The organism is Diaminobutyricimonas sp. LJ205 (assembly GCF_009755725.1).
Classification (GTDB): domain Bacteria; phylum Actinomycetota; class Actinomycetes; order Actinomycetales; family Microbacteriaceae; genus Ruicaihuangia.
In genome coordinates, this window is the sequence record NZ_CP046619.1 from 1066909 (window position 1) to 1082638 (window position 15730).

Consider the following 15730-nt stretch of genomic DNA (forward strand, 5'->3'; position numbering starts at 1 on the left):
CGCGGCTGAGCCGGCTCGCGTCGGCTCAGTCGCGACCTACTGGCTCAGACGCCGAGAAGGTGGATCGCTGGTAGACTCGTCCGGTTGCCGTTAGATCGGCCGCGGATAAAGAGAGCTCAAACATCAGGTTTCGGGCGCCGCGCAACGAGAGAAAAGGGGATCCCATATATGGCACTCGATGCAGATGTCAAGAAGGCGATCATCGAAGAGTACGCGACCCACCCCGGTGACACCGGATCCCCCGAGGTTCAGGTAGCAGTCCTGTCCCGTCGGATCAAGGACCTCACCGAACACCTCAAGGAGCACAAGCACGACCACCACTCGCGTCGTGGTCTGCTGCTGCTGGTTGGTCAGCGTCGTCGTCTGCTCGGCTACCTCCAGGATGTCGACATCAACCGGTACCGCGCTCTGATCGAGCGCCTCGGCCTCCGTCGATAACCTCAGGTCGTACGTCAGGCGATCCCTCGCACGCTCCCTGAGCTTGTCGAAGGGTCTCCGTTGACACCGCGAACTTCTTGCGAACGGGCCGTCACCCTCGGGTGACGGCCCGTTTCGCTTAACCTGGGGAGACGCCCGGCGCTAGTGTTGCGGCTTCGCGCCAGCGAATCATCGCTAGCGCGAAGCCGGGACTGTAGCGGGTCTCGACAAGCTCGACCAGCGGGGGAGCTAGAACGGGTAGCGCAGGATCGCCGCGACCGGTGAGCCGTTCGGCACGTCCTCCGCCCGCAGCGCCCGCACCGAACCGCCGCCGCGCAGCACCCGAGCCGCGATCTCGTCGATCACGCCATACCCTTCGCCGCCGTCGTCGAGGTGCAGAGCACCGTCGTCATCGATCGAACCGGCCAACGCGGCATCCATGTCGAACACCAGTTCCTCGACCGCCGACGAGGTCGCCGCCCGTGCCACATGACCGAGGTCGCCGGTCGCCCGGTCTTTGCTGCGCTGCAGCTCGAACCGTTCGCCCCAGGCGGTGATCTCGTCGCGGTAGAGCTCATCGAGGATCGCGCGCGCCTTCTCGGTCAATTGCGGCAGCGTGAGCGACTCGGGGTTGACATCGATTCCGTGTTTGGTCAGCCGGGGGTAGCTGTTCACCGCTCGATACGCGGGTGCGAGCTCGCGACTGGCGGCCAGGATCAGTGGCAGCGATGCCGCGCCGATCCGGTCCAGCACCGCGTCCTGCACGATCCGGCAGTAGCGCTGCTGCTCGGTCTTCTCACCGTTCGCGCCCAAGGCCCGCCCGCGCGGCAACTGGTCCTCGGCGGTGGTGTACTCGAGCACGCTGTGCAGGTCGGCCGGCAGCGTGAGATCGAGTTCGCGGGCCGTTTCCTGATCACCGGATACCCCGTACAGATGCGCGCCACCCTCGTTGATCGCCAGCACATACGCGCCCGGATCGAACGCCACCGCGCGCAGCAGCACGCCGATGTCGAACCGATCATTGGTGCTCACCTGCGAAGGCGTCTCGGTAACGAACCGGTACGCCTCAAGCATCCCGGGCGCTGCGAACACGGCCAGCCCGCGAGCCTGTCGTGTCCAGAACTCGTCGTCGGAGTCGAGCGCCTCCAGCTGTCCGATCACCTTGCGACACTTGGCGACCGGCACCCCGCGCGCATCGAGCGCCCGCGCCGCCTCTGCCGTCGCCGATTTCAAGGCTATTCGGGCGACGTCGCTCTCTCTCGGCAACGGCGACGCCGGCAGGTAGATCGTCACACTCGCATCATCGCGATGATCGGTCAACCGCTGGAGATCGGACGGGCTGGGCAGGTTAGCAAGCATTGAGCGCTCCTTTGTCGTAGCCAGTTCGTGGCAGCGACCCGTGGAGCACAAATCCATAGCGCCCGCGTCGGGTCGCTTCCCTGTACCGTACGCCGCGGGCCGAGACGGTGGAACCGTGGTTTGCAAACGTTAGGCAGACTGGGAGGTGTGACCGTGGGAATCGTGAAAGAGCGACCGGATGCCCCCGCCAGCTTCTTCGAAGCGGAAGCCGCAGGACTCGCCTGGCTCGCCGCAGCGGGCGGTGCACGCGTCGTGCGAGTGATCGACGTGGCGCCAGGTCGGATCCAGCTGGAGCGGGTCGTCGAGGCCCGGCCGACTCCCGCCGCGGCCCGCCGGTTCGGCGCCGACCTCGCCCGAACCCACAGCGCCGGAGCGGCCGGATTCGGATCACCGCCGGATGGCTGGGACGGCCCGCTGTTCATCGGCAGGCGTCCGATGCCGAAGACGGCCGAGTCCAGTTGGGGCCGGTTCTACGCCCGCGACCGGGTGCTGCCGTTCCTCGACATCGCGCTGCAGGTCCGCGGCGTGACCGCGGCGCAGGAACCCGACATCCGCGCCGCCTGCGATCTGATCGCAAGTGGCGCCTTCGACGATGACGAGCCGCCCGCCCGGCTGCACGGCGACCTCTGGAACGGCAACGTGCTCTGGTCGGAGTCCGGCGCGGTGCTCATCGACCCGGCGGCGCACGGCGGCCATCGTGAGACCGATCTGGCGATGCTGGCGCTGTTCGGTTGCCCGTTCCTGGATGAGGTGATCGCCGGCTACCAGTCGGTCGCACCGCTCAGGACCGGCTGGCGCGACCGGGTGCCGCTGCACCAACTGCATCCGCTCGCCGTGCACGCGGCCGGGCATGGCGCGCACTACGGGCGCGCCCTGCACGAGGCCGCCCGAGCGGTCCTCGCAGTTGATCGCACATAGGCTCGAGTGGTGTCATCCTCCGTGCGCCTGTCTGTTCTTGACCTGATCCCCGTCCGCAGCAACCAGACCTCGGCCGATGCGGTCGCCGCCTCGATCGGTCTCGCGAAGCGCGCCGACGAACTCGGCTACACCCGGTACTGGGTGGCCGAGCATCACAACATGCCGTCGGTCGCCTCAACCAACCCCGCCGTGCTGATCGGCATCCTCGCCGCGAACACCGAGCGCATCCGGGTCGGCTCCGGGGGAGTGATGCTGCCGAACCACGCGCCGCTGGTGGTCGCCGAGCAATTCGGCATCCTCGAGGCCGCCTACCCAGGCCGCATCGACCTGGGCATCGGTCGCGCCCCGGGCAGCGACCCGGTGATCACCTCGCTGCTGCGGCAGACCGGCACCACGAGCGACGTCGACAGCTTCCCGAACCACATCACCGACATCCGTTCGCTGTTGCATCCGGATGGCGCGGGCCTGCGTCTCACCTCCGGCCAGCTGTACGAACTGCGGGCCACCCCGAACGCCGCGTCGTCACCGGAGATCTGGCTGCTCGGCTCCAGCGACTACTCCGCGCGGCTGGCCGCCGGACTCGGCCTGCCCTACGTGTTCGCCCACCACTTCTCGGGCGGCAGCACCACCGCAGCGCTTGAGCTGTACCGGCAGTCCTTCCAGGCCTCGGACACCCTCGCCGAGCCGCGCACCTTCCTCACCCTGAACGTCTCGGTCGCCGACACGGCCGACGAGGCGCTGGCGCTGGCGCTGCCGCAGTTGCAGCACATGGCGCGGCTGCGCACCGGGCAACCGCTGACCGCCGTCGCGACCGTCGAGGAGGCCGCCGCCTACCAGCTGACTCCGGCGCAACAGCAGGTGGTTGACGGGATGCTGCAGTCCTGGGTGATCGGGGAACCGAAGGCGGCCGCGACCCGCGTCCGCGAGCTCGCCGCAACGTTCGGCGTGGACGAAGTCATGGTCTCGCCGGCGGCGTCGGCGGCGGCATCCGCTGACCCGCGCACCTCACCGGGCCGCGATCGCTCGCTCGAGCTGCTGGCGGCCGAGCTCCTCTGAGTTCACGAACCAACGAACTGCCGCACGAACGAACGAACGGATGACGATGACCTACACCTTGAACGACGGCCGCCACATCCCGAAGATCGGCTTCGGCACCTATCGAGTAGGACGGGCCGAGACGGCCACCGCCATCACCGCGGGCTACCGGCTGCTCGACACCGCGCTGAACTACCGCAACGAGGCCGAGGCCGGCCAGGCGGTTCGCGAGTCCGAGGTGCCCCGCCGCGAGCTGTTCGTCACCACCAAGCTGCCGGGCAGGCACCACGGGTATGACGAGACCACTGCGTCGCTGTCCGAGTCGCTCGGCAACCTTGGTCTCGATCACGTCGACCTTTACCTGATTCACTGGCCTCTGCCGCGGCAGGACCGCTACCTCGACAGCTGGCGGGCGATGATCGAACTGCGTGAGGCGGGGCTGGCCACCTCAATCGGAGTGTCCAACTTCACGAAAGCGCAGCTGGAGCGGCTGGCCGATGAGACCGGTGTGATGCCGGCAGTGAACCAGGTCGAACTGCACCCGTACTTTCCCCAGGAGGAACTGCGGACGTTCCATGCCGAGCACGGCATCCGCACCCAGAGCTGGAGCCCGCTCGGCCGCGGCTCTGACCTGCTCGAGTCCGAGGTGGTCGCGCAGGTCGCCGACGCTCACGGTGTCACACCGGCGCAGGCAGTCCTGCGCTGGCATGTCGAACTCGGCTCGATCCCGATTCCCCGGTCGAAGGATGCCACGCGCCAGGCGCAGAATCTCGACGTGTTCGGTTTCGAGCTGACGGACGTCGAGGTCGCCGCCCTGTCCGGCTTAGCGCGCGGACGGTTGTGGGGCGGCGACCCCGACTCGCACGAGGAGTTCTAGGCAGCTACGCCGTCTGCGCGGCGTGCTTGCCTTCGGCGAACTCCTCGACGAGCTTGGCGTTGAACGCCGGAAGGTCATCCGGTGTCCGAGACGAAACCAAGCCCGCATCGACCACCACTTCCTCGTCGACCCAACTTGCGCCCGCGTGACGAAGGTCGGTCTTCAGACTCGGATATGAGGTGATCGTGCGTCCATCGACGACGCCCGCTTCGATGAGGATCCACGCGCCGTGACAAATCACGCCGACCGGCTTGTGGTCTTCAAAGAATCCGCGAGTGAACGCCGCCGCGGTCTGGTCCATGCGCAGGTGGTCGGCGTTCACTACGCCGCCCGGTAGCACCAGCCCGTCGAAGTCGCGGAAGTCCGCGTCCCCGACCGTGAGGTCGACCGTCTGCTCGTGGCCCTTCTTCCCGGTCACAGTGCCGGGTTTCGGAGCGACCAGCACAGCTTGGCCGCCGGCATCGACGACGGCCTGCCACGGGCTGGTCAACTCGACATCCTCGAACCCGTCGGTCAATAGGAACGCGTACCGCTTGCTGCTGAGGATCTGATCGTTCATGCCGCCACGGTACGTCCGGGTCGCCGTTCCGTCACGGGATGTTCACGAGACTCTGAGGTACGCGGCGCAAAGTTTCGGGAATAGTGCGCCCGGGCCGCATGTTCAGTATGATGTTCATGCAAACGTATCGATAAAGGATGACACCAATGCAAATGCAGTTTGGAATCTTCAGCGTCGGTGACATCACCACCGACCCGACCACCGGCTACACCCCGACCGACGCCGAGCGCATTCAGAACATTCTGACCATCGCGCAGCACGCCGAACAGGTCGGCCTCGACGTCTTCGCCATGGGCGAGCACCACAACCCCCCGTTCTTCCCCTCCAGCCCGATCGCGATCAACAGCTGGCTCGCCGCCAAGACCGAGCGGATCATCCTCTCCACGGCGACCACCCTGATCACCACCAATGACCCCGTGCGTCTCGCCGAGGACTACGCCATGCTGCAGCACGTCTCCGGTGGCCGCATGGACCTCACCCTCGGCCGCGGCAACACCGGCCCGGTCTACCCGTGGTTCGGCGAGGACATCCGCCAGGGCATCCCGCTCGCAATCGAGAAGTACGGCCTGCTTCGCCGCCTGTGGCGCGAAGAGTTCGTCGACTGGGAGGGCCAGTTCCGCACCCCGCTGCAGGGCTTCCAGTCCACGCCGCGTCCGCTCGACGGGGTCCCCCCGTTCGTCTGGCACGGCAGCATCCGCAGCCCCGAAATCGCCGAGCAGGCCGCCTACTATGGTGACGGCTTCTTCTCGAACCACATCTTCTGGCCCGCCTCGCACACCGCGAAGATGATCCAGTTCTACCGTCAGCGCTTCGAGCACTACGGCCACGGCACCGCCGCGCAGGCGATCGTCGGCCTCGGCGGCCAGGTCTTCATGCGCAAGAACTCGCAGGATGCGGTCAACGAGTTCCGGCCTTACTTCAACAGCGCCCCGGTCTACGGCAACGGCCCGAGCATGGAAGAGTTCACCGAGCAGACCCCGCTTACCGTGGGCAGCCCGCAGCAGGTCATCGACCGCACCCTCGGCTTCCGCGACTACGCCGGCGACTACCAGCGCCAGCTCTGGCTGATGGACCACGCCGGCCTGCCGCTAAAGACCGTGCTCGAGCAGCTGGACATTCTCGGCGGCGAGGTCGTGCCGGTGCTGCGCGAAGAGTTCGCGAAGAACCGTCCGGCCGAGGTTCCGGATGCCCCCACCCACGCATCCCTGAAGGCTGACGCCGTACTGGCCGAGGCCGCCCAGAGCGCGGAGGTGAAGTGATGACCGCCAAGCGGATCGCAGTGCTGTCGGCCGGGCTGTCGAAGCCCTCGTCGACCCGGATGCTCGCCGACCGGCTGGCCGACGCGACCGTCGCCAGGCTCGCCGAGCAGGGGATTGAGGCATCCGTCGAGACATTCGAGCTGCGGGATACCGCGCAGGATGTCACGAACAACATGCTCACCGGGTTCCCGAGCCCCAAGCTCGAGAGTGTGATCGAATCGGTCACCACCGCGGACGGGCTGATCGCGGTGACGCCGGTGTTCACGACCAGCTACAACGGTCTGTTCAAGTCCTTCTTCGACGTCATCGACAACACCGCGCTGACCGACATGCCGGTGCTGATGGGTGCGACCGCGGGCACCGCCAGGCACTCGCTGGTGCTGGACTACTCGATGCGTCCGCTGTTCAACTACCTGCACGCCATCGTGGTGCCGACCGGCGTGTTCGCTGCGTCAAGCGACTGGGGCAACGGCGGCGACAAGGTCAAGACGCTGCACGATCGCATCGAACGGGCCGGCCGCGAGTTCGCGCCGCTGGTCGCGGCATCGACCCGATCGAGCGAGGTCAAGGACCCGTTCGCGCTGGACCCCTCGTTCAGCCCGACCGGCTCCTACGTGATCGACTGACGCCGGCTCAGCTCACTCAACCCGAGCCTCGTACCCGCGAGGCTAGGCACCACCGCTGATCGAGCCTGCCGAGATCTCGGCAAGCTCGATCAGCGGGGGTGCAAGCTCGATCAGCGGGGTGCAGTCTCGGCGCGACGGCCCAGCTACACAAGCGCCTTGATCGAACTCAGCACCTTGGTCAGCGACTCCTTCGCGTCGCCGAACAGCAGCGTCGTCTTCGGGTCGTAGAGCAGCTCGTTCTCGATGCCCGCGAAGCCCGGCCGCATCGACCGCTTCAGGAACACCACCTGGCCGGCCTGGCCGACCTCGAGGATCGGCATGCCGTAGATCGGCGAGCCTGGCGCGGTCTTCGCCGCTGGGTTCACCACGTCGTTCGCACCGACGACGAGCACGACGTCGGTGTGGCTGAACTGCGGGTTCACCTCGTCCAGTTCACGCAGCGACTCGTACGGCACGTTCGCCTCGGCCAGCAGCACGTTCATGTGCCCGGGCATCCGGCCGGCGACCGGATGGATGCCGAAGCTCACCTCGACACCGCGTTCCTCGAGCACGCTCGCCAGCTCGGCGATCGTGTGCTGCCCCTGCGCGACCGCGAGACCGTAGCCGGGCACGATCACCACCCGTTGCGCGTAACCGAGCTCCACCGCGACATCCTCCGGCGTCGACGAGCGCACCGGGCGGTCACTGACCGTGGTCGACCCGGCGGTCGATCCTCCGCGGAAGGCGCCGAACAGGATGCCGGCGACACTGCGCCCCATCGCCTGCGCCATAGCCTGGGTGAGGATGGTGCCGCTCGCGCCGACCAGGGTGCCGGCCACCAGCAGCAGCACGTTGCCGAGCACGATTCCGGATGCCGCCACCGCAAGCCCGGTGAACGCGTTCAGCAGCGAGATGACGATCGGGACATCCGCCCCACCGACCGGAAGCACCAGCAGCAGACCGGCCGCGAGCCCGAGCACGAGCACCGCGACCGCCCACTCGACAGACCCGGTCGCCACCACGACGCCACAGCCGGCGAGAGCTGCGACGATCGCGATCGTCATCACCAGCGGCATGCCGGGGAAGGTCAGCGGGCGCGTGCTGATGAGCTCCTGCAACTTGGCCACGGTGACCGCCGAACCGGCGAACGAGATGGCGCCGACCAGCATCGTGAAGACCACGGCGACGCGCATCCACAGGTCGTCGCTGTGCCCGAGTTCGAGCAGCGCCACGAGCGCCGCCGCGCCGCCGCCGACCCCGTTGAACAGGGCCACCAACTGCGGCATCTGGGTCATCTGCACCCGGCGGGCAATCGGCACCGCCACGCCCGCGCCGACCACGATCGCGGCGAGGATGAACGGAATGTTCTCCAGCCGCGCCGACAGGAACACCGTGACCACGGCGATGAACGCCCCGGCCGCGCCGATCGCGTTGCCGCGGCGGGCGCTCTGCGGGGAGCTGAGCCCCTTCAGGGCGAGGATGAAGCAGACGGCCGCGACCAGGTAGAGCAGCGCGGTCCATTCGGGGCTGAGCACGCTCACTTCGCGGTCTCCTTCGTCTTGGCGGCCGCGGGAGTCTTGCGGCGGAACATCTCGAGCATGCGGTCGGTGACGACGAAGCCGCCGACGAGGTTGGCGGTGGCGAGCACCACCGCGATCAGCGCGATAGTCAGCGCGCCCGGGTCGGTGGCCTGGCCGGCGACGATGATCGCACCGACGAGGATGATGCCGTGGATCGCGTTCGCGCCGGACATCAGCGGGGTGTGCAGCTTGCTCGTCACCTTCGAGACCACCTCGAAGCCGACGAACACCGCCAGCACCACAACAGTGAGCAGGGTCACCGCATCCATCACTTCGCCCCTTCCAGCATCTCGGCCGTCGGCTGATGCCGTACGGATCCCTCGTGGGTGAGGCACGCTCCCGCGATCACCTCGTCATCGAAATCAGGCGAGACGACGCCGTCAGCGGTCATCAGCGCCAACAGGTTGGCGACGTTCTTCGCGAACAGCCGCGATGCGTCCGAGGGGACTGCGGATGGCGCATCCTTCAACCCGACCAGGGTGATCGTGCCATCGCCCGACTTGGTCGGCACCGCGATGTCCTTTCCGGCGACGACACCTTCGACGTTGCCGCCGGTCTCGGCCGCGAGGTCGACGATCACCGAGCCGGCGCGCATGCCGGCGACCATGTCCGCGGTCACCAGCAGCGGCGCCGGCCGGCCGGGGATCGCGGCGGTGGTGATCAGGATGTCGGTGGCCGCCACGTGCGGGGCGAGCAATTGCCGCTGCCGTTCGGCGCGGTCGTCGCTCAGGCTGCGGGCATAACCGCTCGAATCCTGACCGGACTCGACATCGAGGTTGATGAAGGTGCCGCCCATCGAGGTGACCTCATCGGCTGAGGTGGGCCGGATGTCGTTGGCCGACACCCGCGCGCCGAGCCGTTTCGCGGTGCCGATCGCCTGCAGCCCGGCAACGCCGGCGCCCAGGACGAGCACCTTGGCCGGGGGGATCGTTCCGGCAGCGGTCATGAACTGGGGCAGGAACCGGCCGAACCGCATCGTGGCTTCGAGCACTGCCCGGTATCCGGCGACCAGCGCCTGGGAGCTGAGCGCATCCATCGACTGGGCGCGCGAGATGCGAGGCACCAGTTCGAGCGCGAACGCCGTCGCCCCGGCATCGGCGAGGGCACGCACCGAGTCGAGTTCGGAGGCGGGGGAGGCGAATCCGATCGTCACCGCACCCTGCTTCAGCGCCGCCGCGACTTCCGGCTCCAGCGGGCGCACGTGGCAGACCACGTCCAGGTCGCCGAGTGGCAGCCGAGGCACCGTCCGCGCGCCTGCTTCGGCGTACGCGGCATCCGCGATTCCCGCCTCGGTCCCCGCGCCCGCCTCGATGTGAACCTCGAGCCCCAGGGCCGTGATCTGTCTGACTGTCTCCGGTGTCGCCGCGACGCGACGTTCACCCGGGCGGTTCTCCCGCACTATGCCAACTCGCACTGTGTTTGTCCTCTCTGACGAGGTCAGCGTAGCGAGGAGATTTCGTCGCACAAGCAAGAAATGGGCACGCGCAAAAGAAATAAAAGGTCAAACTTTCGAAATCGCGAAAATGACGGATGCCCACTCCCAAACCCCGGGGAGTGGGCGTCCGAGCAAGCGGGAGTGACTCGAAGCGAGTTACTCGAGTACGAAGGTGACCTCGAGGACCACCTGCCACGCGACGATGGTGCCGTCGTTGGCTTCCACCGTTTGTTCCTTCACCCAGGCGCCCTCGACGTTCCGCAGGGTGGCGTGGGCTCGCTCGATACCGACGCGCACGGCGTCATCGAAGCTGGATTCCGAACGGGCACTGATGGTTGTGACGCGCGCAACCGATCCCATGATTCCTCCTTGAATGTGGGCGAACCTGTCAGCCACAGTCAACGCCCGAGCCGCGGCCGCGTCCAGCCTCTCCGCTGGAATGCGGCGTGGCGAACTGGGGTGCATCAGGCTTCGGCTGGGTAGGCGATGGTACGCTGAGCTCGGTTCAACCTGTGTCTGAAGGTTGAACCATGTAATCGAATAGTGAGCAACAAACGGAGCAGGCCGGCTCGAAGCTGGTCACCGGTGGTGGCATCCCGTCTCGAACGGTGTGTTTCTACTGTTGGCCAGAGCAGACGCCCGGCACCCACGTGTCGTGTCCCTTCCTGCCCGCTCCTGCTCCGATGCACTACGCCGCGCCCACCGGGGTGCGACAGAGCAAAGGAGAGAGACCTTAATGGAAGGTCCAGAAATCAAGTTCGCCGAGGCCGTTCTCGACAACGGCAAGTACGGCACCCGCACCGTCCGCTTCGAAACCGGCCGCCTCGCCCAGCAGGCGCAGGGCGCAGTCGCCGCCTACCTCGATGAAGACACCATGCTTTTGTCCGCGACCAGCGCGAGCAAGCAGCCGAAGGACAACTTCGACTTCTTCCCGCTGACCGTGGATGTCGAAGAGCGCAGCTACGCCGCAGGCAAGATCCCCGGCTCGTTCTTCCGTCGTGAGGGCCGCCCCTCGACCGAGGCGATCCTGGTCTGCCGTCTGATCGACCGTCCGCTGCGCCCGTCGTTCGTCGACGGCCTGCGCAACGAGGTCCAGATCGTGATCACCGTCCTCAGCATCGCGCCGGACGAGTTCTACGACGCGCTCGCGATCAACGCGGCATCCGCGTCGACCCAAATCTCCGGACTGCCGTTCAGTGGCCCGATCGCGGGCATCCGTCTCGCGCTCATGCCGCAGGCAGATGGCACCGGCCAGTGGGTCGCGTTCCCCAAGCACTCGCAGCTGGCTGACGCCGTCTTCGACCTCACCGTCGCCGGCCGGATCGTCACCGACGCGCAGGGCAACGAGGACGTCGCGATCATGATGGTCGAGGCGGAAGCCACCGAGGGCAGCTGGAACCTGATCCAGGGCGGCGCCGTGAAGCCGAGCGAGGAGATCGTGGCCCAGGGCCTCGAAGCTGCCAAGCCGTTCCTCGCGAAGCTCGTCAAGGCTCAGGCTGAGCTGGCCGCGCAGAGCGCCAAGGAGATCGCCGACTACCCGGTGTTCCTTCCTTACGCCGACGAGACCTACGCCGCCGTGTCCGAGCTCGCGTCCAAGGAACTGACCGCGGTCTACCAGATCGCCGACAAGGTCGAGCGTCAGAACGCGGATGACGAGCTGAAGGCTCGCGTCAAGGAGTCCATCGCGGCCAAGGTCGCGGCGGGCGAACTGCCCGAATCGGCCAACGGCCAGGTCAGTGCGGCCTACAAGTCGGTCACCAAGAAGATCGTGCGCGGCCGCATCCTCACCGAGGGTGTGCGCATCGACGGCCGTGGCCTGAGCGACATCCGTGCGCTCGACGCCGAGGTGCAGGTCATCCCGCGCGTTCACGGCTCCGCCATCTTCCAGCGCGGCGAGACCCAGATCCTGGGTGTCACCACGCTGAACATGCTGAAGATGGAGCAGCAGATCGACTCGTTGAGCCCGGTCACCAAGAAGCGCTACCTGCACCACTACAACTTCCCGCCCTACTCGACCGGTGAGACCGGCCGCGTCGGGTCGCCGAAGCGTCGCGAGATCGGGCACGGCTTCCTGGCCGAGCGCGCCCTCGTGCCGGTGCTGCCCAGCCGCGAGGAGTTCCCCTACGCGATCCGTCAGGTGTCTGAGGCTCTCAGCTCGAACGGTTCGACGTCGATGGGTTCCGTCTGCGCCTCGACCCTGTCGTTGCTGAACGCCGGTGTGCCGCTGAAGGCGCCCGTCGCCGGTATCGCGATGGGCCTCGTCTCCGACACCGTCGACGGTGAGACCCGTTACGCGGCGCTCACCGACATCCTCGGTGCCGAAGACGCGCTCGGCGACATGGACTTCAAGGTCGCCGGAACCGCTGAGTTCGTCACGGCGATCCAGCTCGACACCAAGCTCGACGGCATCCCGTCGTCGGTGCTCGATGGCGCGCTGCAGCAGGCGAAGGAAGCCCGCACGGCGATCCTGAACGTGATCAACCAGGCCATCGACTCGCCTGACGAGATGGCGCCAACCGCGCCTCGCGTCATCAGCGTGCAGATCCCGGTCGACAAGATCGGCGAGCTGATCGGCCCCAAGGGCAAGACGATCAACGCCATCCAGGATGAGACCGGCGCAGACATCTCGATCGAGGAAGACGGCACCGTGTACATCGGCGCTGTCGACGGCCCCTCGGCCGAGGCCGCTCGCGCCCAGGTCAACGCCATCGCCAACCCGACCAACCCCGAGGTCGGCGAGCAGTTCCTCGGCACCGTCGTGAAGCTCGCCACGTTCGGCGCGTTCGTCTCGCTGCTTCCTGGCAAGGACGGCCTGCTGCACATCTCTGAGGTGCGCAAGCTCGCCGGTGGCAAGCGTGTCGAGAACGTCGAAGACGTGCTCGGCGTCGGCCAGAAGCTGCTCGTTGAGATCACCAAGATCGACGACCGTGGAAAGCTGTCGCTGGTTCCGGTGCTCGAAGAGTCCGCTGATCAGGACGGCTCGGCCGCGCACAGCGAAGGCCCGCAGGCTCCGGCCGAAGGCTAAGCCACTTCGCTGGTCGAGCTTGTCGAGACCCTGAAAGGATGCCCGCGCCACTTGGCGCGGGCATCCTTTGTTAACGCCCCGGCGTGTCGCGACCCTAACTATCAAGTTGAGCATGAGACTTATGCCAGCACAGAGAGGGTGCGTTCTTTAGGGGAGATCACATGGGCCGGCACAGCGCGTATCAATCACCGTGGTGGTCATCTGCGCGTCATCGCGGCCCAGGATCGCTTGAGCGGTTCGTGCAGCGCGGACGTCATCAGCTCGTGCTCACGACCGCCGCGGCGATGCTCGTGGTGCTGATCCTCGGCACGACGCCGACGTTCCAGGAAAACCTGATCCGCTAGGCATCCACCGAGAGGTTGGTGTAGGCGAGGTATCCGCCGGCTTTCAGTTTCGACCGAATCAGCGCCCCACGTCACGAATGGCGAGACCGACCGCAGCGATGCCGAGCAGCGCAACGCAGACCCCGTACAGCGCTGCGAGACTCGCCCAATCGGCGCCCTCCGAGAGCGGGTCTGGGCCGAATGCCCAGAAATACGGGGAATACGGATGCAGCCAGTCCAAGTCCTCACTCTGATTGGCGATCGCATTGAGGGCGTACGCGAGCACAGCGACGCCGGCACCGACAGCCACGGCGAGGCTGTGCCGTCCGGTCAGGGCGCCGGCTGCCAGCGCCGAGAAGGCGAGCAGCAGGATGAGCCCCAGATATGCGGCAGCCGCTGCGACGAGGTTCACCGGCTCCAGCTCCAGCTCTGCGGAATCGTTGAGCGCGAGGATGATCAGCGCCGCCAACACGCTGAGCCACGCCAGTCGGACCGCGACAGCCAGCGCCCGCTCGAGCACCAGGCGCACCCGGCTGACGCCGTGCGCCAGGGTCAGCTCGAGGAGGCCATCCTCCTCATCGCCGGCGACGGCAGCCGCTCCCCACCCGATGCCGGCGATCGATCCCAGCGCGAATCCCATCAACCCGAAGAAGGTCGCCTGCACGTAGCCGGCGCCGGTGGCGATCTGGTCGTAGCCGAGGGTCGAGACCAGCTCCTGGGGGAGTGAGTCGAGCAGCCGTGTCAGCTCGGGGGTCGCGCCGAACGAGGGAAACAGCGGCAGATAGAGCAGCAGTGCGAACAGCACGGCGAGGCTCCAGGCGATCAGCGACCGCCAGGAGTCGGCGAGTGCGCGCATGAATACCGGCATCAGGATGCCTTTCCGCGCGTCGCCTCCGTCGTCTCAGAGCCAGTGGCCTCGGAGCCGGTGTAGTAGCGCAGCACCGATTCCTCCAGGTCGGGTTCTTCGACCACGAGGTCGAGCAGGTGGTGGCCGGCGATCGAGCGAACGAAGGCGTTGACATCCCCTTCCCACGTCGCATGCAGCAGTACCCGCGAATCCTCGTACTCCGCGCTGACCGGGCCGAGGCCGCTCAGCTGGCCGAGTGAAGCGCGCACCTGTTGCTCCTGATCGGGGGCCACTCCGATCCGGACGTGCCGGATGGCGGTCTGGCGCAGGTGCTCAACGGTGGCGACCGCGACGAGATGTCCGGAACGCAGGATCGCGGCGGTGTCGGCGGCCTGCTCGATTTCGCTCAGCACGTGGGAGCTGAGGAACACCGTCTGCGAGTTTGCGCTGGCTTCCTTCACCATGCGGAGGAACTCCTGCTGTACCAAGGGGTCCAGGCCGCTGGTCGGCTCGTCAAGCACCAGCAGCCTGGGCTCATGCATGAACGCCTGCACGAGGCCGAGTTTCTGCCGGTTGCCCTTCGACAGGGCACGTACCGATCGGGACAGGTCAAGGTTCAGGCGCTCCGCGAGCTGCTCGATGTAGCCCTTGCGCACCGGGCCGCTCAACCGCGCGTAGTGATGCAGCAGGTCGTGACCGTGCACCCGCCGGTCCAGGTTGAGGTTACCGGGGAGGTAGCCGATCCGACGTCGCAGTGGGGGCCCACCGGCCCGCGGGTCCTCGCCGAGCACCCTCACCGTCCCGCTCGTCGGTCGCAGGATATCGACGAGCAGTCGCAGCATGGTGGTCTTGCCCGCGCCGTTCGGCCCGATCAGGCCGAACACGGTGCCCTCGGGCACTTCGAGACTGACCGCATCCAAGGCGCGCACCGAGCCGAAACGCTTGCTGAGCGCCGAGGTCTCGACGGCGGATACGGTCATTTCAGTGGCTCGACCGGCAGCGGGATCGGTGTCTGCTGCGCGAGGATCACAATGCCGCCGCAGATCACAAAGGTGATCGGAATCAGCGCGGTGAGAATCGCCATCACCGCGAGTCGAACACGGAGCCGCTCCACGGTGAACCGCACCACCACCATCGCCGCGTACAGCAGGACGATGATCGCGATCCCGATCAGCGGCGCGCTCGTCAGCCTGCCATCGCCGCAGCCCGGCGGAGCCGGCTCGATGAATGGGCAGGCCTGGCCGATCTCCCGCATCTGCCACAGGAAACCGAGCGAGATGACCGCGAGGATGCCGCCGATAACCAGCCAGATCCGGCCGCTCGAGGTGGTCAGCGCAGCCTGCTGGGTCACCTTGGGAGAGTCCGATTTGTTCGGTGTATCTGCCATCTGAACCCCCTTCGGGTGACAATCCCTGCTCGGACATGACGGTGTCATCACAATCTTCCGCCTGCCTCGCAAAAATCGCAGGGGGTCACCGTATTGTCGTGAGC

The 15730-nt window shown here is 67.0% G+C and carries 17 protein-coding genes; 8 read left to right on the plus strand and 9 right to left on the minus strand.

The genetic code is table 11. The features are described 5' to 3' along the window. The first annotated feature begins 168 nt into the window (after positions 1-168). The gene (rpsO, locus tag GO591_RS05050) at positions 169-438 is read left to right on the plus strand and encodes a 30S ribosomal protein S15 (RefSeq protein WP_157155814.1); all 270 of its coding nucleotides are present in this window, start codon (positions 169-171) and stop codon (positions 436-438) included. A 228-nt stretch (positions 439-666) separates the two neighbouring features. On the opposite strand, the gene GO591_RS05055 is transcribed toward rpsO, so the two are convergent. Next, complete coding sequence (locus GO591_RS05055; protein WP_157155815.1) at positions 667-1776, minus strand: baeRF11 domain-containing protein; 1110 nt, start codon at positions 1774-1776, stop codon at positions 667-669. A gap of 147 nt (positions 1777-1923) precedes the next feature. Here GO591_RS05055 and GO591_RS05060 point away from each other — a divergent pair, with 147 nt between their 5' ends. Genes GO591_RS05060 through GO591_RS05070 form a run of 3 tightly spaced genes read left to right on the plus strand, consistent with a single transcriptional unit; the run spans position 1924 to position 4606 of the window. Beyond that, positions 1924-2694 (plus strand): fructosamine kinase family protein, encoded by a 771-nt coding sequence (locus tag GO591_RS05060; RefSeq protein ID WP_232466280.1) that lies wholly within the window; start codon positions 1924-1926, stop codon positions 2692-2694. Positions 2695-2700: 6 nt separating this feature from the next. After that, positions 2701-3750, plus strand: coding sequence for an LLM class flavin-dependent oxidoreductase (locus GO591_RS05065; RefSeq protein WP_157155816.1), 1050 nt, complete (start codon positions 2701-2703; stop codon positions 3748-3750). A 40-nt stretch (positions 3751-3790) separates the two neighbouring features. Beyond that, on the plus strand, positions 3791-4606 hold the full coding sequence (locus tag GO591_RS05070; protein WP_157155817.1) for an aldo/keto reductase: 816 nt from the start codon (positions 3791-3793) through the stop codon (positions 4604-4606). Positions 4607-4610: 4 nt separating this feature from the next. Here GO591_RS05070 and GO591_RS05075 read toward each other — a convergent pair whose 3' ends face one another. Further along, on the minus strand, positions 4611-5165 hold the full coding sequence (locus GO591_RS05075; protein WP_157155818.1) for a type 1 glutamine amidotransferase domain-containing protein: 555 nt from the start codon (positions 5163-5165) through the stop codon (positions 4611-4613). Between the two features lie 152 nt (positions 5166-5317). On the opposite strand from GO591_RS05075, the gene GO591_RS05080 reads away from it, so the two are divergent. Together GO591_RS05080 and GO591_RS05085 are read left to right on the plus strand one after the other, a co-directional pair. After that, positions 5318-6424, plus strand: a complete 1107-nt coding sequence (locus tag GO591_RS05080; RefSeq protein WP_157157784.1) for an LLM class flavin-dependent oxidoreductase — start codon at positions 5318-5320, stop codon at positions 6422-6424. Continuing rightward, entirely contained in the window at positions 6424-7050 is a 627-nt protein-coding gene (locus tag GO591_RS05085; RefSeq protein WP_157155819.1) for an FMN reductase, read from the plus strand. The genes GO591_RS05080 and GO591_RS05085 overlap by 1 nt, the downstream gene beginning before the upstream one ends. Positions 7051-7193: 143 nt before the next feature. On the opposite strand, the gene GO591_RS05090 is transcribed toward GO591_RS05085, so the two are convergent. The 4 genes from GO591_RS05090 to GO591_RS05105 form a co-directional block, all read right to left on the minus strand. After that, on the minus strand, positions 7194-8570 hold the full coding sequence (locus GO591_RS05090) for an NAD(P)(+) transhydrogenase (Re/Si-specific) subunit beta (RefSeq protein WP_157155820.1): 1377 nt from the start codon (positions 8568-8570) through the stop codon (positions 7194-7196). After that, on the minus strand, positions 8567-8878 hold the full coding sequence (locus tag GO591_RS05095; RefSeq protein ID WP_157155821.1) for an NAD(P) transhydrogenase subunit alpha part 2: 312 nt from the start codon (positions 8876-8878) through the stop codon (positions 8567-8569). Before GO591_RS05095 ends, GO591_RS05090 begins: the two co-directional genes overlap by 4 nt. After that, on the minus strand, positions 8878-10023 hold the full coding sequence (locus GO591_RS05100; protein ID WP_157155822.1) for a Re/Si-specific NAD(P)(+) transhydrogenase subunit alpha: 1146 nt from the start codon (positions 10021-10023) through the stop codon (positions 8878-8880). The genes GO591_RS05095 and GO591_RS05100 overlap by 1 nt, the downstream gene beginning before the upstream one ends. 177 nt (positions 10024-10200) lie before the next feature. Continuing rightward, complete coding sequence (locus tag GO591_RS05105) at positions 10201-10404, minus strand: dodecin family protein (RefSeq protein ID WP_157155823.1); 204 nt, start codon at positions 10402-10404, stop codon at positions 10201-10203. Positions 10405-10780: 376 nt separating this feature from the next. Here GO591_RS05105 and GO591_RS05110 point away from each other — a divergent pair, with 376 nt between their 5' ends. Together GO591_RS05110 and GO591_RS05115 are read left to right on the plus strand one after the other, a co-directional pair. Next, positions 10781-13069 carry a polyribonucleotide nucleotidyltransferase gene (locus GO591_RS05110; protein WP_157155824.1) on the plus strand — a complete coding sequence of 763 codons (2289 nt, stop codon included), beginning with the start codon at positions 10781-10783 and terminating at the stop codon, positions 13067-13069. Between the two features lie 161 nt (positions 13070-13230). Further along, entirely contained in the window at positions 13231-13413 is a 183-nt protein-coding gene (locus tag GO591_RS05115) for a hypothetical protein (protein ID WP_157155825.1), read from the plus strand. A 58-nt stretch (positions 13414-13471) separates the two neighbouring features. Here GO591_RS05115 and GO591_RS05120 read toward each other — a convergent pair whose 3' ends face one another. Genes GO591_RS05120 through GO591_RS05130 form a run of 3 tightly spaced genes read right to left on the minus strand, consistent with a single transcriptional unit; the run spans position 13472 to position 15626 of the window. Beyond that, the gene (locus GO591_RS05120) at positions 13472-14260 is read right to left on the minus strand and encodes an ABC transporter permease subunit (protein WP_157155826.1); all 789 of its coding nucleotides are present in this window, start codon (positions 14258-14260) and stop codon (positions 13472-13474) included. Then, positions 14260-15219 carry an ABC transporter ATP-binding protein gene (locus GO591_RS05125; RefSeq protein WP_157155827.1) on the minus strand — a complete coding sequence of 320 codons (960 nt, stop codon included), beginning with the start codon at positions 15217-15219 and terminating at the stop codon, positions 14260-14262. Before GO591_RS05125 ends, GO591_RS05120 begins: the two co-directional genes overlap by 1 nt. Further along, a complete protein-coding gene (locus tag GO591_RS05130; protein ID WP_157155828.1) occupies positions 15216-15626 on the minus strand; it encodes a hypothetical protein in 411 nt (136 codons plus the stop codon). The genes GO591_RS05125 and GO591_RS05130 overlap by 4 nt, the downstream gene beginning before the upstream one ends. Positions 15627-15730: the final 104 nt, after the last annotated feature.